Here is a 22,817-nt window from a genome sequence, read left to right as displayed (position 1 = left end):
GGCGTCGCCCGGTCAAGGACGGCCGGCACGGACCATCCGCAGTCCACATTCAACGCCAGGACGGCGACAGCGATTTCCATCAGTCCCACTCTTCCATAGGAATCCCAACCCATGCGTCACCAGAAATCCGGCCGCAAGTTCAGCCGCACCAGCGCCCACCGCGAAGCGATGTTCAAGAACATGGCGGCGTCGCTGATCAAGCACGAGCTGATCAAGACCACCCTGCCGAAGGCCAAGGAACTGCGCCGCGTCGCCGAGCCGCTGATCACCCTGGCCAAGGTCGACAACGTCGCCAACCGCCGCCTGGCCTTCGCGCGCCTGCGCGACAAGGAAGCGGTCGGCACCCTGTTCACCACGCTGGGCCCGCGCTACCAGGCGCGCCCGGGTGGCTACCTGCGCATCCTCAAGTGCGGCTTCCGCGCCGGCGACAACGCGCCGATGGCCTACGTCGAGCTGGTCGACCGCCCGGCCGTGGCCGAGGAAGTGGCCGAGTAATCGGTCCGCCCCTGCAGCAGCAAGAAGCCCGGCTTGTCCGGGCTTTTTTGTTTTTGCGGCCGGGATTGGGGATTGGGGATTGGTAGAGTACGGCGGCGGTGCGGGCAGGGCGGCCAATGGCGCCATGACACATGGTGATGGAACGCACGATCGCGGATAATGCGCGGATCGTCGCTGCGAGTCCGAGTCCGATGAATCCGTTACGCTGGGGTTTCCGCGCGCAGTTCCTGCTCGGCTTTCTGATCTGCGCCGGCTTGCTGGGCTATGCGATCTTCGTGCAGCTGCAGCTGGGCATCGAGCCGTGCCCGCTGTGCATCTTCCAGCGCATCGCCTTCGCCGCGCTGGGTGTGCTGTTCCTGCTCGGCGCCCTGCACGGGCCGCGCAGCGCCGGTGGGCGCAAGCTCTACGGCGTCCTGGCGTTCCTGGCCGCGGCCGTGGGCGCCGGCATCTCCACCAAGCACGTGTCGGTGCAGCTGTTCCCGGATCCGATGGCCTCCTGCGGCCCGCCGCTAAGCTTCCTGCGCGAGACCATGGGGCCGTTCGAGGTGCTGCGCCGGGTGCTGACCGGCACCGGCGACTGCGGCAACATCGACTGGCGCTTCCTCGGCCTGTCGATGCCGATGTGGTGCCTGATCTGCTTCGTGCTGCTGGCCGTGTTCGCGCTCTATGCCGGCTTCAAGAGCCGCCGGCGCACGCTGATCTGAGCGTGCCGCTGCGGCGCGCCGAGCGTGCGGCCTGACGGCGCCTTTGGGCGGCAGCCGCTGAGGCTGCCGCAGGCGGCGGCGCCTGCAAGCGCTCGCCGCCACACACCGAGGTTCTCCACCCGGTCCGGCCGGCGCCCCCGGCGATCGCGATGGCGAGCTGTGGGTCAGTGCGACGCGCTGGCCGGCGCCGGCGACGGTAAGGGTGTCGCCCGCGGGACGACCTGGGCGAGGAACGCCGCCACCGGCCTGGCCCACACCTTGGGAGTGGCCTGGGCAAAGGTCTTGTGGCCATCGTCGCCGAACGCCGGCAGGTCGACGAAGGTCACCGGGGGCCTTGAGCCGGAGCGGTAGGCCGCATACATGCGGTGCGCCAGCTCGGACCGGAAGAAGTGATCGTTCTCCGTATACAGCCACAGCTGCGGCAGCATATTGGCCGCACCCAGGGTTTTTTCCGCGTCGACCAGGCGGTCCTCGCCGGCGCAGATGACTTCCTTGCCGTTGCTGCCGCGCCCGCCGGCGAAACTGATCACGCCGAGCACGCCCGGCGGCGGCGCATCGGCCAGCGCCACCGCGCCGAGGCCGCCGGCCGATTGGCCGACCACGACGATGCGCTGCGGGTCCACGTCGGGAAGGCGCGCGGCGGCGTCGACGATCGCCGCTTCGGCCGCGGCGATCTTGCGCCCGGCGACGACGAAATCGACGTCATGGCAGTTGCCGGCGCCTTCCAGGTAGCGTCCGCTGGAGCTGCCGTAGCCGGGCCGCAGCGCCAGCACCACCATGTAGCCGCGGGCGACGAACCAGCGGGCGGCACGGGCGAAGCCGAGGCGGGTGTCGGCGAGCTTGCGCTTGTCCGCAGGCGTGCCGTGGTGGATGACGATCAGCGGGAATGGGCCGGGGCCGGTGGGGCGATACACGCGTGCGGCGAGATCGTAGTCGACGCCTTGGACGGCGACCGGCATTCGGAAATCCGTGACGCTTTCGGCATGCGCCAGCGGGGAGGCCGCGAGGATGAGGAGGGCGCTCGTGAGGGCGGCGGCGAACAGGTGTTTGCGCATGGGCGGGACCTGGCATGGACGGAGGCGTGGCAACGCGTCGTGGCGGTCCGCTGCGATCGGCATGCCGTCGCGGGCCTGCCTGCGCTGGGCTAGGCCGCGGCCACGACGCGGCACGCGGGCTTCGCTGGAATGCCGGACGGGGCGCGGCAAGTGGCCGGACCCGTCGCGTCCTGCAGCGACCTGCCGTGGCGGATCGGGGCGGCGCGCCGCCGCTCCGCTGCCACGACGCCTGCGGCGCACGACCGGTGCGCCGCAGGCCGTCGCCCCGGCCTGCTCAGAAGTCCTGCTGCAGGCTCAGGTAGACGCCGCGGCGCGGCGCCCATTGCGGCGCGAACACGCCGATGCCGCCGCCGTCGCGCAACTGGTAGTGGCGGTCGAGCACGTTGAGCACCGCCAGCTGCGCGTGCAGCGGGTGGCTGCTGGCCAGGGCGAAGTCGTGGCCGGCGCTGAGGTTGAGCTGGAAGTACGCCGGCAGCTCGCCGCCGTTGGGCACGCCGTCTGCGTCGGTGCGCAGGCCGCTGCCGAACAGGTAGTCGGCGCCGATGCGGCTGTCGTCGGCCAGGGCGTAGTTGATGCCGCCGGAGGAGGTCAGCTTCTGGTCGTGGTCCAGGTGGATCCAGTGGTCGTAGGCGTAGGCCAGCGCATCCGGGTCGAAGTTGTACAGGCTGGTCATCACCCGCTTGCCCATGGCCTTGCTGTAGGCCGCGTTGAAGTAGGCGTTGATCGGGCCGTTGCTGTAGTCGGCGCTGAACTCGGCGCCGCGGATGCGACCGTAGCGGTAGTTGAAGGTGGAATAGACGTAGGCGGCGCCGAACTGGCCTTCGTCCTGCAGGCGGTCGGCCTTACGGTAGTAGGTGTCCAGGCCCAGGGTCAGGTGGTCGCCGACCATCTGCGAGATGCCCAGGTCGTAGTAGTCGCTGCGCTCGCTCAGCGGCTTGGTCGGGCCGCCCGCCGCCGACTGCTGGTTGGTGGTGCCGTCGTACAGGGCGATGTCGCTGGTGGAGATCAGCTCGGTGGCCGGCGGGGTGAAGTAGCGCGCATAGCCGGCGTGCACGGTGGTGCTGTCGCTGGCGTGCCAGACCACGCCCAAGCGCGGGCTGAGCTGGCCCTCGGTGGTGCCGAAGGCCTTGTAGCGGTCGCCACGCAGGCCGTAGTTGATGGTCCAGGCGTCGCTCGGCTGCCATTCGTCCTGCAGGTAGACCGCGTAGGTGCTGGCGTGGAAGCGGCTGGCGTCGGGGATGAACAGCGGCACGTCGCTGCTCTGGCTGCCGTCGTCGTTGGCCGGGAACACGTAGGCGTTGTTGCTGGCGTTGGCGTGTTCGAAGTTGCCGTACACGCCATAGCGCAGGGTATGCGTGCTGCCCCACGGCGTGGAGAAGTCGGCCTGCAGGGTGCTGGCGCGGTTGGCGCGCTGCACCTGCGAGGCAATGCCGTTGAAGATCAGGTCGCCGGCGATGTCCGGGGAGAACGCGACGCTGCTGTAGCGTTGGCCGGCCGACAGCTGGTAGCTGGTGTCGCCGAGCGCACCCTGCAGCACCAGGGTGCCGAAGCGGGTGTTCTCGCGCTGGTTCTCGTCGAGCTGGGAGGAATCGAAGGTGCTGGTGCCCTGGTAGGTGAACGCCGGCGTCTGCCCCGGATTGTTGGGGATCTGGAAGCGGTTGTTGGCGTAGCCGACCAGCAGGCTGAGCCGGGTGTTCTCGTTCAGCAGGTAGCTGAGGTCGGCGAAGCCCTTGCCCTGGTGGGTCTTGTCGTGGATCGGGTTGTCGCTGTCGGTCGGATTCTCCATGCCGATGCGGTTCTGCAGGTAGTTGCCGCTGGCGAACCAGCTGAAGCGGCCGTCGCTGCCCCACCACGAGGCGTTGGGGTTGAGCGTGCCGTAGGAGCCGCCGGTGATGCCGACGCTGCCGCCGTTGCCCAGTTCCACGCCGTTCTTGGTGGTGATGTCGACCACCGCCGCGGTGCGGTCGCCGAACTGTGCCGGCAGCGCGCCGTCGAGCAGGCGGATGTTCTTGATCGTGCGCGGGTCCAGGGTCTGGCCGAAGCCGGAGATGGATTCGGGGATCATCACGCCGTTGATGCGGTACTGCAGGTTGGCGTGGTCGCCGCGCACATGGATGCCGCCATAGGAGTCCTGGACCACGCCCGGCGCCTGCAGCAGCACCTGGTTGAGCGGGGTGGAGGCGCCCAGCGGCAGGCGCGCGATGTCCTCGGCGCTGATCGCGTACTGGCTGCTGCCGATGTCCGGCGACAGCGCGTTGCGTGCGGCTTCCAGCTTGGCGGTGACGGTGACCGGGTCGAGATCGACGGTCGGCTCGGTGGCGGCGGCGGTGCTGTCGACGGCGGCGTCCGCGGCGAGGGCGAGACCGGGGGCGACCAGGAGGATCAGGGCGATGGCGGAGGAGAGGGGGCGACGTGTCATGGCAAGGCGGACCGAAGGGGAGGAATTGTTACTTAATAACAGTGTGCTTTCGCAAAAACGCCGGCGTAGGCCGGAAGTCATGGCGGCATCGCGATGTTGCTTGCCGTTCATGTCGTGGCGCTGCCAGCGTGACCGGCGCACGACGCTATGCGGCGCGCTCCGGCTCTGCGAACATCACACACTGCCAAGGAGTCCTTTCATGAATCTGTCCGCCGCCCCCGTGTCCGCATCCGCCTCGTCGTCCTGGTCGCCCGCGAGCTGGCGCGAGCGGCCGGCGTTGCAGATGCCGGTGTATCCGGACCCGCAGGCGCTGGAGGCCACGCTGGCGGAACTGCGGCAGTTGCCGCCGCTGGTGACCTCCTGGGAGATCTTCGCGCTGAAGAAGCAGCTGGCCGAGGCGCAGGAGGGCAAGCGGTTCCTGCTGCAGGGCGGCGATTGCGCGGAAAACTTCAACGATTGCGAATCCGGCACCATCTCCAACCGGCTCAAGGTCCTGCTGCAGATGAGCCTGGTGCTGGTGCACGGCCTGCGCCTGCCGGTGGTGCGCGTCGGCCGTTACGCCGGGCAGTACGCCAAGCCGCGCTCGGCCGACACCGAGACCCGCGACGGCGTGACCCTGCCCAGCTACCGCGGCGACGTGGTCAACGGGCCGGAGTTCACCGCGCAGGCGCGGGTGCCGGATCCGCGGCGCATGATCACTGCGCACTCGCGTTCGGCGATGACCATGAACTTCGTGCGTGCGCTGATCGACGGCGGCTTCGCCGACCTGCACCATCCCGAGTACTGGAACCTGAGCTGGGTCGGCTACTCGCCGCTGGCCGAGGACTACCAGAAGATGGTGGCCTCGATCGGCGATGCGGTGCGCTTCATGGAGACCCTGTCCGGCGCGCAGCTGTACAACCTCAACCGCGTCGATTTCTACACCTCGCACGAGGCCTTGCTGCTGCCCTACGAGGAAGCGCTGACCCGCGAGGTGCCGCGGCAGTGGGGCTGGTTCAACCTCAGCACGCACTATCCGTGGATCGGCATGCGCACCGCGGCGCTGGATGGCGCGCACGTGGAGTACTTCCGCGGCATCCGCAATCCGATCGCGATCAAGGTCGGGCCGTCGGCGCAGCCGGACCAGTTGCTGCGCCTGATCGACGTGCTCAATCCGGAAGACGAGCCGGGCCGGCTGACCTTCATCCACCGCATGGGCGCGGCGCAGATCGCCGAGAAGCTGCCGCCGCTGCTGGACGCGGTGAAGCGCGACGGCCGCCGCGTGCTGTGGGTGTGCGATGCGATGCACGGCAACACCGAGAGCACCAGCAACGGCTACAAGACCCGGCGCTACCAGAACGTGCTAGGCGAAGTGGAGCAGTCGTTCGACATCCATGCCGCGGCCGGGACCCGCCTGGGCGGCGTGCATCTGGAGCTGACCGGCGAGGACGTCACCGAGTGCACCGGCGGCGCGCGCGAGCTGACCGAGCGCGACCTGGAGCGCGCCTACCGCTCCAGCGTCGACCCGCGCCTGAACTACGAGCAGTCGTTGGAGATCGCGATGGCGATCGTGCGCAAGCAGAACGGGCGCAACGTCGCCACGCCGCTGGCGTAGTCGGTTAGTGTAGTTGGTTGGTCTAGTCGGCGGCGCGCGTACCCGCGTGTCGACGCTGGTGCCGTGCACAGACGCGCGTGGCGCCGCTGCAGTCCCCACGCGCCGGCATCGCGCGGCTGCCGCCGGCATGCGGCCCGGTGTTCGCAAGCGCTAGCGTGCGCGCCGGTGCGCCAGGCGGCGCCTGGCGCGTACGCTCGACATCGCGCTAATCCCCGCGCTGCCATGCTGTCGCGACTCCTCCCCCCGACACAGGAGCGCATCTTGGCCCTCGATCTCCACTGGCTGCCGTGGCGTGCCTACACGCTGCCGATCGGCGCCGCGCTGATTCTCGGTTTCCTGGCCTGGTGGCTGTTGCTGCGCATCGCCCAGCGCATGCGCGGCCGCGACTACCGGCGCGCGCGCATCGTGCGCGTGGTCAGCGTGCCGGTCGCCTTCCTGCTGCCGATGCTGATGCTCAGCTTCGCGCTCGAATCCACGCCGCTGGACGATGCGGCGCTGAGCGACCTGCAGCACCTGCTGCACATCGGCATGATCGGTTGCGTGACCTGGTTGCTGGTGCGTGGCGTGGCGGCGCTGGAAACGGCGATCCTGCGCAGCCATCCGATCGAGGTGGCGGACAACCTGACCGCGCGCCGCGTGCAGACCCAGACCCGGGTGCTGGCGCGGGTGGCGATGGGCACGATCATCCTGGTCGGCACCTCGATCGTGCTGTTGACCTTTCCGGCGGTGCGGCAGATCGGCACCACCCTGCTGGCCTCGGCCGGCATCATCGGCCTGGTCGCCGGTATCGCCGCCAAGCCGGTGTTCGGCAATTTGATCGCCGGCCTGCAGATCGCGCTGACCCAGCCGATCCGGCTCGACGACGTGGTCATCGTCGAAGGCGAATGGGGCCGCATCGAGGAGATCGGCAGTTCCTACGTGGTGGTGCGGATCTGGGACGAGCGGCGGATGGTGGTGCCGCTGACCTGGTTCATCGAGAACCCGTTCCAGAACTGGACGCGCAACAGCGCCGACCTGCTCGGCACCGCGTTCCTGTGGCTGGACTACCGCACGCCGATCGCGCAGGTGCGCGCCGAGCTCGAGCGGATCTGCAAGAGCGAGCCGCTCTGGGACGGCCGGGTGTGCGTGACCCAGGTGACCGACACCAGCGAACGCACGATCCAGGTGCGCCTGCTGGTCAGCGCGCGCAACTCCGGCGATGCCTTCGACCTGCGCTGCATCGTGCGCGAACGCATGCTGGATTTCCTGGTGCGCGAGCATCCCTACGCCTTGCCGCTGCTGCGCGCGGAACTGGCGCCGGAGCCGGCGCAGCTGTCGCATCCGCCGGTGCGCGCCAGCGATTCGGAGGCGATGCGCTCGCCGGGTGCCGAGGATGGGGCGCCGGCGGTGAATGCCGCAACCGGCGAGGCACGCGCGGCGCGGTGATTGATCGCTGAGCGATGCTGCGGCGGAGGGGGCATGCCGCGTTGGACGGGGCGCGCTGCGCACGGTCAACGGTGCGCCGGATGCCGGGCGCAGGAGCGCGCCACGCCTGAAGCGCAGGCGCGTATCGTTTGAAGGAAATCGGCGCCGCTGCGGCGCCGGGTGCGGCTCAGACCGCCGGAGGATGCCGCCGGCGCCGGACCAGGTCGCGGGCCAGGATGCCGACCACGGCGAGGTTGATCGCCAGCACCGCCCACGACGCCCAGCCGGGGTGGCGCACGATCGCGTAGACGTCGAACGGCAGGTAGATGGCCGCGGAGATGCAGCCCAGCAGCGAGGCCCAGGCCTTGGCGCGCCACAGGCCCCACGCCTCGATGATGTGCAGCACGCCGTAGGCGAGCATGCCGGCGGCGGCCAGGTGCACCGCCCCCGGGCTGATCATGGTCAGCAGCGAGGGCAGGGCGCCGTGGTCCGGGTCCAGGCTGAAGCGCACGATCAGCCGGTCCACCCCCGCGCGCAGCGGGGCCGGCCCCATCAGTTCCAGCCCCGTGGCCGCCAGCACCGCCAGCAGGCCCTTGCTGGCCTCCAGCAGTGCGATCAGGTGCAGGCCCGGATGCGCATGCGGATCCGGGTTGTACGCCTTCTCGGCGGCCATGGGCGGGTGCTGCCGCTTAGCCCGCGCGACCGGCGCGCTTGCGCTCGTTTTCGGTCAGGTGCTTCTTGCGCAAGCGGATCTCCTTCGGGGTGACTTCGACCAGTTCGTCGTCCTCGATGAAGTCCAGCGCCTGCTCCAGCGTGTACTTGATCGCCGGGGTCAGCTTGATCGCATCGTCCTTGCCCGAGGCGCGCATGTTGGTCAGCGGCTTGGTCTTGATCGCGTTGACGGTCAGGTCGTTGTCCTTGGAGTGGATGCCGACCAGCTGCCCTTCATACACGTTGTCGCCTTCGGCGGCAAACAGGCGGCCGCGCTCTTCCAGCGGGCCCAGCGCGTAGGCGGGGGTGGCGCCCGGCGCATTGGCGATCATCACGCCGTTCTGGCGCTTGGCGATCGCGCCCTGTTCCTTCGGGCCGTAGTGGTCGAACACGTGGAACAGCAGGCCCGACCCCTGGGTCAGGGTGCGGAACTCGTTCTGGAAGCCGATCAGGCCGCGCGCCGGGATCATGTAGTCCAGGCGCACGCGGCCCTTGCCGTCCGGCTCCATGTTCTTCAGCTGGCCCTTGCGGATGCCCAGCTTCTCCATGACGCCGCCCTGGTGCTGCTCCTCGATGTCCACCACCAGCTGCTCGACCGGCTCCATCAGCTGCCCGTCGATTTCCTTGATGATGACTTCCGGGCGCGACACGGCCAGTTCGAAGCCCTCGCGGCGCATGTTCTCGATCAGCACCGACAGGTGCAGTTCGCCGCGGCCGGAGACCAGGAACTTGTCAGCGTCTTCCAGCTGCTGCACCTTCAGCGCCACGTTGTGCACGGTCTCGCGCTCCAGCCGGTCCTTGAGCTGGCGGCTGGTCAGGAACTTGCCGCCGGACAGGTCCTTGTTGCCGGCGAACGGCGAGTTGTTGACCTGGAAGGTCATCGAGATGGTCGGCTCGTCCACGGTCAGCGGCGGCAGCGCCTCGGGGGCTTCCAGCGCGCAGACGGTGTCGGAGATGGTCAGTTCCTGGATGCCGGAGATGGCGACGATGTCGCCGGCCTGCGCGCTGTCCTGCTCGATCCGCTCCAGGCCCAGGAAGCCCAGCACCTGCAGCACCTTGCCCTGGCGCTTCTTGCCTTCGCGGTCGATCACCGCCACCGGCATGTTCTTCTTCAGCACGCCGCGCTGGATGCGGCCGATGCCGATCACGCCGACGAAGTTGTTGTAGTCCAGCTGGCTGATGCGCATCTGGAACGGGCCGTCCGGATCCACGTCCGGCTTCGGCGCGTGCTGCATGATCGCTTCGTACAGCGGGGTCATGTCGCCGTCGCGCACGCTGTCGTCCAGCGAGGCGTAGCCGTTCAGCGCCGAGGTGTAGACGATCGGGAAGTCGAGCTGCTCGTTGGTGGCGCCGAGCTTGTCGAACAGGTCGAACACCTGGTCGATCACCCAGTCCGGGCGCGCGCCGGGGCGGTCGATCTTGTTGACCACCACGATCGGCTTGAAGCCCATCGCGAACGCCTTCTGGGTCACGAAGCGGGTCTGCGGCATCGGCCCGTCCATCGCGTCCACCAGGATCAGCACGGTGTCCACCATCGACAGCACGCGCTCCACCTCGCCGCCGAAGTCGGCGTGTCCGGGGGTGTCGACGATGTTGATGCGGTTGCCCTGCCAGGTGATGGCGGTGTTCTTGGCCAGGATGGTGATGCCGCGTTCCTTTTCCTGGTCGTTGCTGTCCATCACGCGCTCGGCCAGCACCGTGCGCTCGGACAGGGTGCCGGACTGCTTCAGCAGGCAGTCGACGAGGGTGGTCTTGCCGTGGTCGACGTGGGCGACGATGGCGATATTGCGAAGATTTTCGATGGACATGCGAAAGGGGGCCAGCCGGCGCCAGGAGAAGGAAAGGAAGCCACCTAGTATACCCGGATCCCGTGACGCCTGCCGGCGGCCCGCGGCGGGAGGCCGGGCAGGGGCGTTCAGGTGCCGGCGGCAGGCGCGGGCGAAGCCTGAACAAGGCGCCGTGTATCCTATGCGCCCTTCATGACGCCCCCGTTTCCAAGGAATCCCATGTCCCTGATCGCCCATTTCGACACCGCCCGCGGCCCGATCAAGATCGAGCTGTATCCCGACAAGGCCCCGCTGACCGTGGCCAACTTCGTGAACCTGGCCAAGCGCGGCTTCTACGACGGGCTGAACTTCCACCGCGTGATCGCCGACTTCATGATCCAGGGCGGCTGCCCGGAAGGCTCCGGCCGCGGCGGCCCGGGCTACCGCTTCGAGGACGAGACCAACAACGGCGTGCGCCACGACCGCGGCGTGCTGTCCATGGCCAATGCCGGCCCCAGCACCAACGGCAGCCAGTTCTTCATCACCCACGTCGCCACCCCGTGGCTGGACGGCAAGCACACCGTGTTCGGCAAGGTGCTCGAGGGCCTGGACGTGGTCGACAGCGTCGCCCAGGGCGATGTGATCAACAAGATCACCATCGAAGGCGACGCCGAGGCGGTGCTGGCGGCCAAGGCCGACCGCGTCGCCGAGTGGAACCGCACGCTCGACGCCTGAGCCGCCCCCGTCCGCGCGGCCGGTCCTGCGGCCGGCCGCGCGGCGCAACCTGCTACCATTTCCCGGTTCGCTGCCGCACCCGACCGCCGATGACGATGCGCCCCCTTGTGTTGTGCCTGCTGCTGCTCGCCATCGGCGGCGGCGTGCACGCGTGGTGGCGCAGCGCGGCCACGCCGCCGTCGGCCGCACTGGCCGCCGGCGACCCGCGCCTGCTGACCGGCGACGCCGGCATCGTCATGCTCGCCGCCGACTGGTGCGGCTACTGCCGCCGGCAACAGGCCGATTTCGCCCGCGCCCAGGTCCGCTACACGGTCCTGGACGTGGAGCAGGAGGCCGGCCGCCAGGCCGCCGCCGCGCTCGGCCTGGAAGGCGTGCCGATCACCGTGATCGGCCAGCACGTGGTCGAAGGCTACGACACCGCCGCCCTGGACCTGCACCTGCAGCCGCTGGGCTATCGCGTCTACTGATCCACCCCACCCACTTTCTTAGCAGAGGAATCCCCCATGAAAGCACCCGTTCGTGTTGCCGTGACCGGCGCCGCCGGCCAGATCGGTTATGCCCTGCTGTTCCGTATCGCCTCCGGCGAGATGCTGGGCAAGGACCAGCCGGTGATCCTGCAGTTGCTGGAACTGCCGATGGAGAAGGCCCAGGCCGCGCTGAAGGGCGTGATGATGGAGCTGGAAGACTGCGCGTTCCCGCTGCTGGCCGGCATGGTCGGCACCGACGACGCCGAAGTGGCGTTCAAGGACGCCGACATCGCCCTGCTGGTCGGCGCGCGTCCGCGCGGCCCGGGCATGGAGCGCAAGGACCTGCTGCTGGAGAACGCCAAGATCTTCACCGCGCAGGGCGCGGCGCTGAACAAGGTGGCCAAGCGCGACGTCAAGGTGCTGGTGGTCGGCAACCCGGCCAACACCAACGCCTACATCGCCATGAAGTCGGCGCCGGACCTGAACCCGAAGAACTTCACCGCGATGCTGCGCCTGGACCACAACCGCGCGCTGAGCCAGCTCTCGCTCAAGCTCGGCAAGCCGGTCGGCGGCATCGAGAAGCTGGTGGTGTGGGGCAACCACAGCCCGACCATGTACCCGGACTACCGCTTCGCCACCGCCGACGGCGCCTCCATCGCCGAGGCGATCAACGACCAGGAATGGAACGCCGGCACCTTCATCCCGACCGTGGGCAAGCGCGGCGCGGCGATCATCGAAGCGCGCGGCCTGTCCTCGGCCGCCTCGGCCGCCAACGCCGCCATCGACCACGTGCGCGACTGGGTGCTGGGCAGCAACGGCAAGTGGGTGACCATGGGCGTGCCGTCCGACGGTTCCTACGGCATCCCGGAAGGGGTGATCTTCGGCTTCCCGGTCACCACCGAGAACGGCAAGTACACCATCGTCAAGGACCTGCCGATCGACGACTTCAGCCAGAAGTACGTCGACAAGACCCTGGCCGAGCTGGAAGAAGAGCGCAGCGGCGTGGCCCACCTGCTGGGCTGATCGCCAGCGCGATCGCGTGATCACGGAACGCCGGGCCCCGCCCGGCGTTTCGCGTTGTGGAAGCCCGACATGATGAATCTGATCCACTGGCGGCTGTACGTCGCCGTCGTCGAGTGCGGCAGCATCAGCGCCGGCGCGGCGCGCTGCGGCATCACCCAGTCCGGCGCCAGCCAGGCCATCGCGCAGATGGAGCACGTGCTGGGCGCGGCGCTGCTGCTGCGCGAGCGCGGGCGGATCCGGCCGACCCCGTTCGGCGCGCGTGCGCTGGAACATGCGCGGGCGATGCTGGCCGAACTGGGGCAGCTGCAGGCGCTGGCCAGGGCGCAGCGTGCGCCCGCCGCGCCGTCGCTGCGGGTCGCCGGCTTCGCTTCGTCGCGGCCGTGGCTGGCGCCGCGCCTGCGCGCGTTCGAGCGGGCGCATCCGGACACGGGCGTGGTCTGGCTGGAAGGCAGCGACGAGGAGGTCGAGGCCTGGCTGGCGGCCGGGACGGTCGACCTGGGCGTGGTGCTGGATCCGGCGCCGGAGCGCGACGCCACGGTGTTCGGCAGCGACGAATGGCTGGCGGTGCTGCCGCCGGCGCTGGCGCGTCCGCAGGCGCGCGACATCGCCCTGGCGGAACTGCTGGCGCTGCCGTTCGTGCTGGCCACCGGCGGGTGCTGGCTGCATGCGCAGCGCCTGGCCGAACGCGCCGGGCTGACGATCGCCGACCTGCGCCTGCAGGTGCGCGACTGGTCCAGCGCCTGGACCCTGGTGCGCGACGGCGTTGGCGCCAGCCTGCTGCCGGCATCGGTGCTGCCGGCCGAGCGCGACGGGGTGCAGGTGCTGCCGTTGCAGCCGCGGCTGCAGCGCCGCTTCGCGCTGGTCGCCGCCGCGCAACCGGCGCCGGCCGCGTTGCAGCTGCGCGGGTTCCTGGACGCGGCCATCAGCTGCGCTACTGGCGCGCCCTGACATTCTTGTTTCTCCGCAGGCGCACGCCCCGCGCACACTGCCGGCGCCGACTGTCCGGTGTTCCTGCGAGACCATCCCGATGCACCTCTATGCCGTCCCCGGCGCCTGTTCCCTGGCGCCGCACATCGTGCTGCGCGAACTGCAACTGCCGTTCCGGCTGGTGCGCGTGGACAATCGCCACAAGCGCACCGAAGCGGGCGAGGATTTCCTCGCGATCAATCCCAAGGGCTACGTGGCCGCGCTGCAACTGGACGACGGGCAAGTGCTGACCGAGGGGCCGGCGATCCTGCTGTATCTGGCCGACCGCGACCCGCAGGCGGCGCTGGCGCCGACCGCGGACGCAGACGCCTTGCCGCGCTATCGCCTGTACGAGTGGCTGGCCTTCATCAACAGCGAACTGCATGCCGGCAGCGTGCCGCTGTTCGATGCCGGGCTGGCGCCGGAGCGGCGTACCGCGGTCGCCGCGCGGCTGCTGCAGCGCTATGCCCATGCCGAGACCGCGCTGCGCGCGCGACCGTACCTGCTCGGCGAGCGCTTCGGCGTGGCCGATGCCTATCTGTTCACCGTGCTCGGCTGGCTGCCGCGGTTCGGCCTGTCGCTGCACGCGCATCCGGCATTGGCCGCGTACGCCGCACGCATCGCGCAGCGTCCCAGCGTGGCGGCAGCGCTGGCCGCCGAGCGGGCGCTGGCCCCGGCCTGAGCCGGCGGCACCGGCCGGCCGGACAATGACCTTCGGCAGTCGGCCGCCGCTGGCGGCCGTGCTACGTTGCCGGCGCCATTCGAAAGGGGATTTCGACCATGTTCATGCCGTTCCGCTGGATCGGCGTGCTGGCGCTTGCCAGTGCGTTGCCTGTCGCCGCCGCCGCCGCCGCCGACGGCGGTTACCGGCAACCGCCCGAGCCGCTGCTGGGGGTGATGCGCGCCCCGCTCAATCCCTCGCCGCGGCTGGACCCGACCGGGCGCACCCTGCTGCTGGTGGAGCGCCAGGCCTACCCGCCGATCGCGCGCGTCGCCGAGCCGTACCTGAAGCTGGCCGGGGTGCGCGTGGAACCGCGTACCCACGCCCGCCACGACATGTCCAACGGCTACGGCATCCGCGCCTGCCTGGACGGCTTCAGCCTGGTCGACGTGGCCAGCGGCAAGCAGACCGCGGTGACCCTGCCGGCCGGCGCCTGCCCGGCGCAGCCGGTGTGGTCGCCGGACGGGCGCCGCTTCGCCTTCAACAACACCGCGGCCGACCGCGTCGAGCTGTGGCTGGGCGACGTCGCCACCGGCGCGGTGCGCCGCGTCGACGGCGTGCAGCTCAACCCGGTGCTGGGGGGCGAGATCCAGTGGCTGGGCGGCAGCGACACGCTGCTGGTGCGCGCGGTACCGCAGGACCTGGGCCCGGCACCGGTCAAGGCGGCGGTGCCGCCGGGGCCGGAGGTCAAGGAAGCGATCCGCGGCAAGGGCGAGAGCAGCACCTACGAGGCCCGCGACACCCTGTCCAGCCCCGAGGACGAGGCCCAGTTCACCTACTACGCCACCTCGCAGCTGGTCACCGTGGATGCCGCCAGCGGCAAACTGCGCACGGTCGGCAAGCCGGCGGTGTACTCGGTGGTCGACGGTGCGCCGGACGGCCGCCACGTGCGCGTGGAGCGCCTGCAGCGCCCGTACTCCTATGTCACCACCTACGGCCGCTTCGCCCACGACGTGGCGGTGCTGGACCTGGCCGACGGCAGCGAGCGGGTGCTGGCGAACCTGCCGGTGGCCGACCGGGTGCCGGTACACGGCGTGCCGACCGGGCCGCGCGCTTACAGCTGGCGCGCCAACCAGCCGGCGACCCTGGTCTGGGCCGAGGCCCTGGACGGTGGCGACTGGAAGACGAATGTGCCGGCGCGCGACAAGCTGCTGACCCTGTCGGCGCCGTTCACCGGCAAGCCGCGCGAACTGGCCAAGGTGACCCAGCGCTACGCCGGCCTGAACTGGTTCGCCCAGGGCGGGCAGGTGCTGCTGGACGAGTACGACGAGAACCGCCACTGGCGCCGCACCACGCTGCTCGACGCGGACCGCCCCGGCAGCGCCGGGCGGGTGCTGTTCGATCTGTCCACCGATGACCTGTACGCCGATCCCGGCACGCCCGAACTGCGTCGCCTGGCCAATGGCGAATACGTGCTGCGCGAGGACGACGGCGCGCTGTTCCTGAGCGGGCAGGGCGCCACCCCGAGCGGCGACCGGCCGTTCCTGGACCGCTACGCACTGGACAGCGGCAAGACCCAGCGCCTGTTCCGCAGCGACGCCACGGTGGACGAAGCCTTCGCCGGGTTCGCCGGCGACGACACCACCCGGCTGCTGACCTGGCGGCAGTCGCCGAGCGACCCGCCCAACGTCTACCTGCGCACGCTGGGCCAGCCGCAGCCGGACGCGGCGGCGGGCGAGGCGGTGGTCGCCTCCAGCCTGGCGCCGGTCACCCGCTTCCCCGACCCGACCCCGCTGGTGCGGCAGATCCAGAAGCGCCTGGTGACCTACAAGCGCAAGGACGGGGTGGAACTGTCCTTCACCCTGTACACGCCGCCCGGCTACAAGGAAGGCACGCGGGTGCCGGCGATCCTCTACGCCTATCCGCTGGACTACGCCGATGCGTCCAAGGCCGGCCAGGTCAGCGGCGCCAACGATCGCGACTTCACCCGCCTGCATTCCTACCAACTGTTGCTGCTGGCCGGCTACGCGATCATCGACGATGCCGCGTTCCCGATCGTCGGCGACCCCAAGACCGCCTACGACACCTACCTGCAGCAGCTGGTGGAGAACGCCCAGGCGGCGGTGGACAAGGCGGTGGCGCTGGGCGTGGTCGACCGCGACCGCATCGGCGTCACCGGCCACAGCCACGGCGCGTTGATGGCGGCCAACCTGCTGGCGCACACCGACCTGTTCCGCGCCGGCGTGGCCACCAGCGGCAGCTACAACAAGACCCTGACCCCGTTCGGCTTCCAGAACGAGCGGCGTTCGTTCTGGGCCGCGCCGGAGGTGTACGCGCAGGCCTCGGCGTTCTTCCACGCCGACAAGATCAACGAGCCGCTGCTGCTGGTGCACGGCATGGACGATGCCAACCCCGGCACCGAGACCACCCAGGCCCCGCGCATGTTCCAGGCCATCCGCGGCCTCGGCGGCACCGCGCGGCTGGTGCTGCTGCCGTTTGAACCGCACTGGTACACCGCGCGCGAGTCCAACGAGGACGTGGTGGCGGAAATGCTGGAGTGGTTCGACCGCTACGTGAAGCAGGCGCCGCCGCGTGCGGCGGCGGCGACCGCGGCGGCGCAGAAGCAGTAGCGCGAGGACCTGGGAGCGCACGATGAAATTGCGTTTTCTTTGCGCGCCAGTGCTGCTGGCGCTCACCGCATGCGGTGCAGTCGACACGGTGAAGAATGCCTACGCGCATTCGCAGGACGTGGCTGCCGACCTGGAGAAATCGGTCGGCAGCAAGCCCGCGGTCGGCTTCAACTGGGCGAACGGCTCGCTGGTCCAGGTCACGGTCAATTTCCAGGGCGTGCCGCACAAGCCGCTGGAGCAGATCGTGCAGCTCAGCAAGGATTCGGTGGCGACGCGCTTCGAGCAGGCGCCGGGGAATGTGGTGGTGATGTTTACGGTGCCGGGGAAGTAGGACGCGCGATAGCAGGTACCACTTGCGGTGGCGGCAAAAACGACGACGCAAGAGCAGTGCTTAGGTCAGATCAAGCTGAGGAAAGAGCTGATGGCAAAGCGAGAAGATCTTCAAGATTGGGTTGTTGCAGCACTGAAAGCACATGCGGGCTCAGCCAGCATCGTCCAAGTTGCGCAGCACATCTGGACGCATCATGAGAAAGAACTTCATGCATCTGGAGAGCTATTCTTTACATGGCAGTACGACATGCGGTGGGCATGCACTCGATTGCGTGAGCGCAAGATCGTTCAACCGGCTGAAGTTTCAAGGCGTGGTGAATGGCGCCTCGCAAGCTAACAATTCATCTAAGGGAAATGGCTTCGTAGGTGGATTAAATCAACCGTTGGGAGCGTCGAGCAATTCCATGCCATCCAAAGCCTTGGTTGTTGTCCTAGCTCTTGTTTGTGCTCTTCTTGGTCATCGTGTCCTTCGTCTAGAGTCAGAGGTGCATGAGCTTCAGCGCAATGCGGCAATTGCATTGCTTTCGGCCGAGATCGCAAACAAGAAGGTCGGGGCTTTTGCGCCTTACTTTGCCGAGGACAAGGAGGCATTTGCTAACGCTTGGCTAGATGGCGCCAATATGCCCAGTCCTGTATTTCCGGAGGACGTTCTGGTTCCTCTTCAGCGAGAGCTAGCTCGGCGTCGAGCGGAGCCGGTGTCGCAAAAGCTCAAGGCTGAAACCTTCCATTAGGTCAGTGCCACTTTCATGCTGCACGCTTCGTTGCATGGCACAAGTCAGGCGGTAGCTGCCCAGCCCCTTCGACCAAGGTCTGAACGACGCCCTCCCCGCCAAAGGACTATGCTCGGAGCCGGTGCACCGGCCTTGGGAGGGGCGGCATGGACTACGCGACGCTGTACCGACGTTCGATCGAGCGGCCCGAAGAGTTCTGGGCCGAGCAGGCCAAGGCGATCCACTGGGAGCGCCCGCCGCAGGCGATCCTGGAATACGACGCGCCGCCGTTCCGGAGCTGGTTCGTCGGCGGCCTGACCAACCTGTGTCACAACGCGGTGGACCGGCACCTGCCCGAGCGCGCCGCGCAGTTGGCGCTGGTCGCGGTGTCCAGCGAAACCGGGCAGACCCAGGAAATCACCTATGCGCAGCTGCATCGCGAGGTCAACGCCTTCGCCGCGGTGCTGCAGCGGCTGGATGTGCAGCGTGGCGACCGCGTGGTCATCTACATGCCGAACATGGCCGAGGCGGTGTACGCGATGCTGGCCTGCGCGCGCATCGGCGCGGTGCACTCGGTGGTGTTCGGCGGTTTCGCCGCGCACAACCTGGCGCTGCGCATCGACGATGCGCGGCCCAAGCTGCTGATCGCCGCCGATGCCGGCAGCCGCGGCGGCAAGCGCATCCCCTACAAGCCGCTGGTCGATGCGGCGTGCGCCGAAGCCAGCGCGCCGCCGCCGAAGGTGCTGATCGTCTCGCGCGGGCTGGATCCGGCGCAGCCGCGCGTGCCCAGGCGCGACGTCGACTATGCCGCGCTGCGTGCCGAGGTCGGCGACGCGCAGGTGCCGGTGGTGTGGCTGGAATCCAACGAGCCCAGCTACCTGCTGTACACCTCCGGCACCACCGGCAAGCCCAAGGGCGTGCAGCGCGACGTCGGCGGGCATGCGGTGGCGCTGGCGCTGTCGATGCGCACGGTGTTCGACTGCGGCCCCGGGCAGGCCATGTTCTCCACCTCCGACGTGGGCTGGGCGGTGGGGCATTCGTACAACGTGTACGGCCCGCTGATCGTCGGTGCGACCTCGCTGCTGTACGAAGGCCTGCCGGTGCAACCGGATCCGGGCGTGTGGTGGGCGCTGTGCGAGAAATACCGGGTACGCACGATGTTTTCTTCCCCCACTGCGATCCGCGTGCTGAAGAAGCATCCGGCGCGCTACCTGCGCGAGCGCGACCTCAGCGCGCTGCGCTATCTGTTCCTGGCCGGCGAGCCGCTGGACGAGCCCACCGCGCTATGGATCGCCGACGCGCTCGGCAAGCCGGTGATCGACAACTACTGGCAGACCGAGACCGGCTGGCCGGTGCTGACCCTGTTGCCGGGCGTCGAGCTGCGGCCGGTCAAGCCGGGGTCGCCGGGCTTTCCCAATCTCGGCTATCGCACGCGCATCGTCGACGAGCACGGGGGCGAGGTGCCGGCCGGACGCAAGGGCGTGCTGGTGATCGAGCCGCCATTGCCGCCGGGCTGCATGACCACGGTCTGGAACGACGACGCGCGCTTCCTGCGCAGCTACTTCAGCCATTTCGACACGCTGCTGTACAGCTCGCTGGACTGGGCGATCCGCGACGAAGACGGCTATACCTTCATCCTCGGCCGCACCGACGACGTGATCAACGTCGCCGGGCACCGCCTGGGTACGCGCGAGATCGAGGAAGCCATCGCCGGCCACGCCGATGTGGCCGAAGTGGCGGTGATCGGCATGCACGACGAACTGAAGGGGCAGGTGCCGGTGGTGTTCGCGACGCTGAGGCAGGCCGCGCCGGATGCGGCGGCGGTGATCGAGGAACTGCGCCAGTGCGTGGTGCAGCGGCTCGGCGCGGTGGCGCGGCCGGCGCAGGTGTATCTGGTGCAGGCATTGCCGAAGACGCGTTCGGGCAAGCTGTTGCGGCGCTCGCTGCAGGCGCTGGCCGAGCAGCGCGATCCGGGCGATCTGTCGACGCTGGACGATCCCGGCGCACTGGAGGAAATCCGCCGCGCATTGCGCGGTTGACCCAGCACCGATCACGCCGGCGCACACGCGCCGGCGTGCGCGCACCGCTCAGCCGAGGCCTTCGGCCTTCAGCGCCGCCTGCACCTGCGGATCGGCGGACATGCGTTCGAAATGCAACTGCAGGTTGGCGCCGAGCGGGAGCTGCTGCGCGCGCGCCCAGCGCAGGGTGACGAACAGGTAGGCGTCGGCGATGGAACGGCGCGCGCCGCCCAGCCAGGTTTGCTGTTCCAACGCAGCGTCCACGCGCGCGTACAGCGTGCGCAGGCGTTCGCGCGCATGCTCCTGGGTGCGCGCGATGGCCGCGGCGTCGTCGAGATAGCGGGTGCTGCCGAACAGCGGATGGAACGCCGGATGCAGATCGGCGTTGAGGAAGGCCAGCCAGCGCTGCACCTCTGCGCGGCTGCGCAAACTGCCGTCGCCGGCCAGCTGCGCATCGGGGACGAGATCGGCGATGTAGTTGAGGATCGCCGAGTTCTGGGTGAGCACCCAGTCGTCTTCCTGCAACGCGGGCACCGCGCCGGCCGGATTGATCGCCAGATACGCCGGCGCCTTCATCGCGGCGGCGTCCACTAGTTTCAGCTCGAACGGCAGGCCTGCCCAGCGCAGCACGATGTGATCGGCCAGCGAACAGGCGCCAGGCTTGGAATAGAGTTTCATGGCAGGGGTCCGCACGGTGTCAGGACGCCAGAGCGTACCGTTGCGCGGGGCGCTTGGCGATCACCGCGCCGTATACGACGCGCGCGGCCTGCATCAGGATGTGCCTGCGCGGCGGATGGATCAGGACGCGTTGCGCGGCCGCAGCTTCTGCACGCGATAGAACGTGTGGTCGCCGATGGTCGCGACCTGGTAGGCGTTGCGCCAGCTCGGGCTGGCGATGGCATGCGCGGCGAAGTGGCTGGCGCCAGGCACGATCTCCTTGCGCTGGCCCTGCGGCAGTGCCCAGTTGCGCTCGGCGGCGAAGGCGACCTTGACCGCGTCGGCCCAGGCGTCGTCGTTCTTCAGTTCGGTGCCCGGCTTCACCAGGCCCGGCGCGAACTGCTTGCGCGCAGTGACCACCTGGCACATCGAATCGCCCCACAGGCCGCTGTCCAGGCGGCGCAGTGCGACTTCGGCGACGGCCTGCTGTCCGCGTAAGGTCTGGTCGCGCGCTTCCAGGTACACGGTGGTGCTGAGGCACAGCGAATCGGCGGCGGGTTGCGGCAACAACTGCGAAAGCCAGAGAATCCAGGCCAGTTTCATCGTACTCCTTGCTCCGTATGGGCCGTCGTCGTGGCGCCGCGCCGGGATGGCGCGACAAGCGATGCGGCTTGGCGTCATGGGGAGGCGGCCTGTCACGGGCCGCCCGGGTGCCGGCAATCTGAAGTCCGGCGAATCCGCCAAGATGGGCGGATCGAGAAGAGGCGCGAACGATAGGGGCCGGTTCCCGAATCGCAACTGAACCCGGAGTATTGACAGAGTTCACATCTGGCTGTGCGGGGATGCCGCCGCGCCTGGCCGCGCGACGGCGTGGGCAGCGCCGCGATGCGGCGCGCGCGGCTCAGGGAAACTGCCCGCGTTGCATCAGCATGGCGTAGACCTTGACCACCGGGTCGGCGTGTCCGTTCAGTTGCGCCAGGCGTTTTTCGCGATCGGGCCAGCGTTGTGCCTGATCGGCGAGCACGCGCAGATCGCCGAACCAGGTGTCGTGGTCTTGCGCGTAATAAGGACCGCTCAGCAGCGTGGCGAGCAGCGCCATGCCGCGATCGCGCGCGGCGCCGGCCGGCGCGTACTCGAGATAGCGCAGCAGTTCGCGCAGGCGCGCGCGCTGCACACGGCCGCTGCCGTCGCTGGCCGCGGTCTGCTGCAGTACGCCGTGGTCGAGCTGGTCGAGAAACTCCATCGACGCCTGTTCCGTGGCGGCATCGCCGGCGCCGGCGGCGGGATCGAGCAATTGCGCGCGGATGTTGTAGCCGGCCTGGCGGATCAGCGAAATCGCATCCGCATCGAGCGTCAGCGCGGGGGCCGGCGGTGCCGGCACGATGCGTTCGGCCGGCAACTCGGCGACGAAGCGTTGCTCCAGCAACCAGTGCTCGCCGAGCACGCTGGACGCACAGCGGGTCTGCGCCAGATGCGCGGCGACATAGTCGCGGTAGGCGACATGCAGGCGCTCGCGCAGCGCAGCGTCGGACACTTGCTGCAGCAGCAGCGGCATGTCGCCGGCCACGCTCAGCTCGGTGGTGGTGAAGCCGGCATCGTCGCCGCGGATGCGCGCGAACATGCGCACCAGGCTGTCGACGAGCTGCGCCTGCCCGGCGCCGTCCAGCGGCGCCGCGGCAAGCGCCATCTTCAGCGCCGGAGCGGTGTCGGTTTCGTGGTGCGCCGCGTCCAGGCGTGCGGCGAGTGCGCTGGCGCGCGCCGCCGGCTGGGTCGGCTGCAATGCGCTGGCCAACGCATAGGTCGGACTGGGATCGTCGAGATCGTCCGCATCGCAACTGCCGGCATGCGGCGTCGGCAGCGCGGCGAACAGCGCCTGCGCCTGTGCCGGCGTGGCGCGCTGTGCGGCGCGGGTCTGCAGCGTGAGCTGGTCCAGGCCGGCGGTCCGCGATGCGCGCAATTCGTTGTCGCGCTCTTCGTCGATGCTGCCGACGCGGGCCAGGCCGGGCAGGCGCCGTTGCGCGCGCTCGGCCAAGGCCACGGCCTGTTGCGTCAGCCGTTGCGCGGCGGCGGCACGGTCGCCGTCGGCGGGCAGGTCGGCGGATGCGGCCAGGCGCAGCAGCACATCGGCCTGGAAGTCGGGCGGCAGCGCCTGCGCCGCGGCCAGCACCGCGCTTGCGGGCGGTCCGGGCATGGCGCTGCCGTTCACCGACGCGGCGTCGGTGGGCAGGGAGGTCTGCGCGCTTGCCGGGGCGGCATGCGGACGCGTTGCGAGGGAGGCCGGCGCCGCGGTCTGTGCGCCGTGCGCGGTCGCCGCGCGTTGCAGCAGCGGCACGCACGCGCCGGCGACCAGCAGCGCGAGAAGCAGATGGCGGGGACGTGGGGCGGAACGCATGGGGAACTCCTGAAGGCGTAGGGCATGCTGCACGGCGCGCGGGCGCCGTGCAGTGCCGGGGAACGGATTCCCCGGCGCGA

At 69.4% G+C, this 22,817-nt stretch carries 20 protein-coding genes; 13 read left to right on the top strand and 7 right to left on the bottom strand.

What is annotated here, in order from left to right:
* The first annotated feature begins 111 nt into the window (after positions 1 to 111).
* Complete coding sequence (gene rplQ, locus NKJ47_RS16910; protein ID WP_010340456.1) at positions 112 to 495, top strand: 50S ribosomal protein L17; 384 nt, start codon at positions 112 to 114, stop codon at positions 493 to 495.
* 191 nt (positions 496 to 686) lie between these two features.
* Positions 687 to 1,199, top strand: coding sequence for a disulfide bond formation protein B (locus tag NKJ47_RS16905; RefSeq protein ID WP_254458956.1), 513 nt, complete (start codon positions 687 to 689; stop codon positions 1,197 to 1,199).
* A gap of 164 nt (positions 1,200 to 1,363) precedes the next feature.
* Here the strand turns inward: NKJ47_RS16905 and NKJ47_RS16900 are convergent, their stop codons facing one another.
* On the bottom strand, positions 1,364 to 2,254 hold the full coding sequence (locus NKJ47_RS16900) for an alpha/beta hydrolase family protein (RefSeq protein ID WP_254458955.1): 891 nt from the start codon (positions 2,252 to 2,254) through the stop codon (positions 1,364 to 1,366).
* A 274-nt stretch (positions 2,255 to 2,528) separates the two neighbouring features.
* Entirely contained in the window at positions 2,529 to 4,673 is a 2,145-nt protein-coding gene (locus NKJ47_RS16895; protein ID WP_254458954.1) for a TonB-dependent receptor, read from the bottom strand.
* Positions 4,674 to 4,872: 199 nt separating this feature from the next.
* On the opposite strand from NKJ47_RS16895, the gene NKJ47_RS16890 reads away from it, so the two are divergent.
* Positions 4,873 to 6,267, top strand: a complete 1,395-nt coding sequence (locus tag NKJ47_RS16890) for a class II 3-deoxy-7-phosphoheptulonate synthase (protein WP_254458953.1) — start codon at positions 4,873 to 4,875, stop codon at positions 6,265 to 6,267.
* A 261-nt stretch (positions 6,268 to 6,528) separates the two neighbouring features.
* Positions 6,529 to 7,692: a mechanosensitive ion channel family protein gene (locus tag NKJ47_RS16885; protein WP_254458952.1), complete on the top strand. Its 1,164-nt coding sequence runs from the start codon at positions 6,529 to 6,531 to the stop codon at positions 7,690 to 7,692.
* 166 nt (positions 7,693 to 7,858) lie between these two features.
* Here the strand turns inward: NKJ47_RS16885 and NKJ47_RS16880 are convergent, their stop codons facing one another.
* Together NKJ47_RS16880 and typA are read right to left on the bottom strand one after the other, a co-directional pair.
* Positions 7,859 to 8,344, bottom strand: a complete 486-nt coding sequence (locus NKJ47_RS16880; protein WP_254458951.1) for a DUF2127 domain-containing protein — start codon at positions 8,342 to 8,344, stop codon at positions 7,859 to 7,861.
* A 16-nt stretch (positions 8,345 to 8,360) separates the two neighbouring features.
* Positions 8,361 to 10,190 carry a translational GTPase TypA gene (gene typA, locus NKJ47_RS16875; RefSeq protein WP_010340464.1) on the bottom strand — a complete coding sequence of 610 codons (1,830 nt, stop codon included), beginning with the start codon at positions 10,188 to 10,190 and terminating at the stop codon, positions 8,361 to 8,363.
* Positions 10,191 to 10,388: 198 nt separating this feature from the next.
* Between typA and NKJ47_RS16870 the strand changes: the two genes are divergently transcribed.
* The 9 genes from NKJ47_RS16870 to prpE all read left to right on the top strand — a co-directional run bounded on the left by NKJ47_RS16870 (position 10,389) and on the right by prpE (position 19,709).
* Positions 10,389 to 10,883: a peptidylprolyl isomerase gene (locus NKJ47_RS16870; RefSeq protein WP_184502556.1), complete on the top strand. Its 495-nt coding sequence runs from the start codon at positions 10,389 to 10,391 to the stop codon at positions 10,881 to 10,883.
* An 89-nt stretch (positions 10,884 to 10,972) separates the two neighbouring features.
* Positions 10,973 to 11,350 carry a glutaredoxin family protein gene (locus NKJ47_RS16865; RefSeq protein ID WP_254458950.1) on the top strand — a complete coding sequence of 126 codons (378 nt, stop codon included), beginning with the start codon at positions 10,973 to 10,975 and terminating at the stop codon, positions 11,348 to 11,350.
* 36 nt (positions 11,351 to 11,386) lie between these two features.
* On the top strand, positions 11,387 to 12,373 hold the full coding sequence (locus tag NKJ47_RS16860) for a malate dehydrogenase (RefSeq protein WP_209248487.1): 987 nt from the start codon (positions 11,387 to 11,389) through the stop codon (positions 12,371 to 12,373).
* Between the two features lie 69 nt (positions 12,374 to 12,442).
* Complete coding sequence (locus tag NKJ47_RS16855; RefSeq protein WP_254458949.1) at positions 12,443 to 13,321, top strand: LysR family transcriptional regulator; 879 nt, start codon at positions 12,443 to 12,445, stop codon at positions 13,319 to 13,321.
* Between the two features lie 79 nt (positions 13,322 to 13,400).
* The gene (gene gstA / locus NKJ47_RS16850) at positions 13,401 to 14,021 is read left to right on the top strand and encodes a glutathione transferase GstA (protein ID WP_254458948.1); all 621 of its coding nucleotides are present in this window, start codon (positions 13,401 to 13,403) and stop codon (positions 14,019 to 14,021) included.
* Between the two features lie 98 nt (positions 14,022 to 14,119).
* Positions 14,120 to 16,630 (top strand): S9 family peptidase, encoded by a 2,511-nt coding sequence (locus NKJ47_RS16845; protein ID WP_254458947.1) that lies wholly within the window; start codon positions 14,120 to 14,122, stop codon positions 16,628 to 16,630.
* A 22-nt stretch (positions 16,631 to 16,652) separates the two neighbouring features.
* Positions 16,653 to 16,961: a hypothetical protein gene (locus tag NKJ47_RS16840; RefSeq protein ID WP_254458946.1), complete on the top strand. Its 309-nt coding sequence runs from the start codon at positions 16,653 to 16,655 to the stop codon at positions 16,959 to 16,961.
* A gap of 193 nt (positions 16,962 to 17,154) precedes the next feature.
* Positions 17,155 to 17,691, top strand: a complete 537-nt coding sequence (locus NKJ47_RS16835) for a hypothetical protein (RefSeq protein ID WP_254458945.1) — start codon at positions 17,155 to 17,157, stop codon at positions 17,689 to 17,691.
* 146 nt (positions 17,692 to 17,837) lie between these two features.
* On the top strand, positions 17,838 to 19,709 hold the full coding sequence (prpE, locus tag NKJ47_RS16830; RefSeq protein WP_254458944.1) for a propionate--CoA ligase: 1,872 nt from the start codon (positions 17,838 to 17,840) through the stop codon (positions 19,707 to 19,709).
* Positions 19,710 to 19,757: 48 nt separating this feature from the next.
* Here prpE and NKJ47_RS16825 read toward each other — a convergent pair whose 3' ends face one another.
* The 3 genes from NKJ47_RS16825 to NKJ47_RS16815 all read right to left on the bottom strand — a co-directional run bounded on the left by NKJ47_RS16825 (position 19,758) and on the right by NKJ47_RS16815 (position 22,737).
* On the bottom strand, positions 19,758 to 20,366 hold the full coding sequence (locus NKJ47_RS16825) for a glutathione S-transferase N-terminal domain-containing protein (protein WP_254458943.1): 609 nt from the start codon (positions 20,364 to 20,366) through the stop codon (positions 19,758 to 19,760).
* A gap of 120 nt (positions 20,367 to 20,486) precedes the next feature.
* Positions 20,487 to 20,948 carry a cell wall hydrolase gene (locus tag NKJ47_RS16820; protein WP_019797714.1) on the bottom strand — a complete coding sequence of 154 codons (462 nt, stop codon included), beginning with the start codon at positions 20,946 to 20,948 and terminating at the stop codon, positions 20,487 to 20,489.
* 298 nt (positions 20,949 to 21,246) lie between these two features.
* A complete protein-coding gene (locus NKJ47_RS16815; RefSeq protein WP_254458942.1) occupies positions 21,247 to 22,737 on the bottom strand; it encodes a hypothetical protein in 1,491 nt (496 codons plus the stop codon).
* Between the last annotated feature and the right edge of the window lie 80 nt (positions 22,738 to 22,817).

The sequence above is a fragment of the Xanthomonas sacchari genome, from assembly GCF_024266585.1.
Lineage (GTDB): Bacteria > Pseudomonadota > Gammaproteobacteria > Xanthomonadales > Xanthomonadaceae > Xanthomonas_A > Xanthomonas_A sacchari_C.
This window is presented reverse-complemented; position numbering and strand designations above follow the sequence as displayed.

Excerpts from the sequence above, each read along its gene's own strand:
- rplQ (WP_010340456.1), top strand. The coding sequence starts at position 112 with ATGCGTCACCAGAAATCCGGCCGCAAGTTCAGCCGCACCAGCGCCCAC.
- NKJ47_RS16905 (WP_254458956.1), top strand. The coding sequence starts at position 687 with ATGAATCCGTTACGCTGGGGTTTCCGCGCGCAGTTCCTGCTCGGCTTT.
- NKJ47_RS16900 (WP_254458955.1), bottom strand. The coding sequence starts at position 2,254 with ATGCGCAAACACCTGTTCGCCGCCGCCCTCACGAGCGCCCTCCTCATC.
- NKJ47_RS16895 (WP_254458954.1), bottom strand. The coding sequence starts at position 4,673 with ATGACACGTCGCCCCCTCTCCTCCGCCATCGCCCTGATCCTCCTGGTC.
- NKJ47_RS16890 (WP_254458953.1), top strand. The coding sequence starts at position 4,873 with ATGAATCTGTCCGCCGCCCCCGTGTCCGCATCCGCCTCGTCGTCCTGG.
- NKJ47_RS16880 (WP_254458951.1), bottom strand. The coding sequence starts at position 8,344 with ATGGCCGCCGAGAAGGCGTACAACCCGGATCCGCATGCGCATCCGGGC.
- typA (WP_010340464.1), bottom strand. The coding sequence starts at position 10,190 with ATGTCCATCGAAAATCTTCGCAATATCGCCATCGTCGCCCACGTCGAC.
- NKJ47_RS16870 (WP_184502556.1), top strand. The coding sequence starts at position 10,389 with ATGTCCCTGATCGCCCATTTCGACACCGCCCGCGGCCCGATCAAGATC.
- NKJ47_RS16865 (WP_254458950.1), top strand. The coding sequence starts at position 10,973 with ATGACGATGCGCCCCCTTGTGTTGTGCCTGCTGCTGCTCGCCATCGGC.
- NKJ47_RS16860 (WP_209248487.1), top strand. The coding sequence starts at position 11,387 with ATGAAAGCACCCGTTCGTGTTGCCGTGACCGGCGCCGCCGGCCAGATC.
- NKJ47_RS16855 (WP_254458949.1), top strand. The coding sequence starts at position 12,443 with ATGATGAATCTGATCCACTGGCGGCTGTACGTCGCCGTCGTCGAGTGC.
- gstA (WP_254458948.1), top strand. The coding sequence starts at position 13,401 with ATGCACCTCTATGCCGTCCCCGGCGCCTGTTCCCTGGCGCCGCACATC.
- NKJ47_RS16845 (WP_254458947.1), top strand. The coding sequence starts at position 14,120 with ATGTTCATGCCGTTCCGCTGGATCGGCGTGCTGGCGCTTGCCAGTGCG.
- NKJ47_RS16840 (WP_254458946.1), top strand. The coding sequence starts at position 16,653 with ATGAAATTGCGTTTTCTTTGCGCGCCAGTGCTGCTGGCGCTCACCGCA.
- NKJ47_RS16835 (WP_254458945.1), top strand. The coding sequence starts at position 17,155 with ATGAGAAAGAACTTCATGCATCTGGAGAGCTATTCTTTACATGGCAGT.
- prpE (WP_254458944.1), top strand. The coding sequence starts at position 17,838 with ATGGACTACGCGACGCTGTACCGACGTTCGATCGAGCGGCCCGAAGAG.
- NKJ47_RS16825 (WP_254458943.1), bottom strand. The coding sequence starts at position 20,366 with ATGAAACTCTATTCCAAGCCTGGCGCCTGTTCGCTGGCCGATCACATC.
- NKJ47_RS16820 (WP_019797714.1), bottom strand. The coding sequence starts at position 20,948 with ATGAAACTGGCCTGGATTCTCTGGCTTTCGCAGTTGTTGCCGCAACCC.
- NKJ47_RS16815 (WP_254458942.1), bottom strand. The coding sequence starts at position 22,737 with ATGCGTTCCGCCCCACGTCCCCGCCATCTGCTTCTCGCGCTGCTGGTC.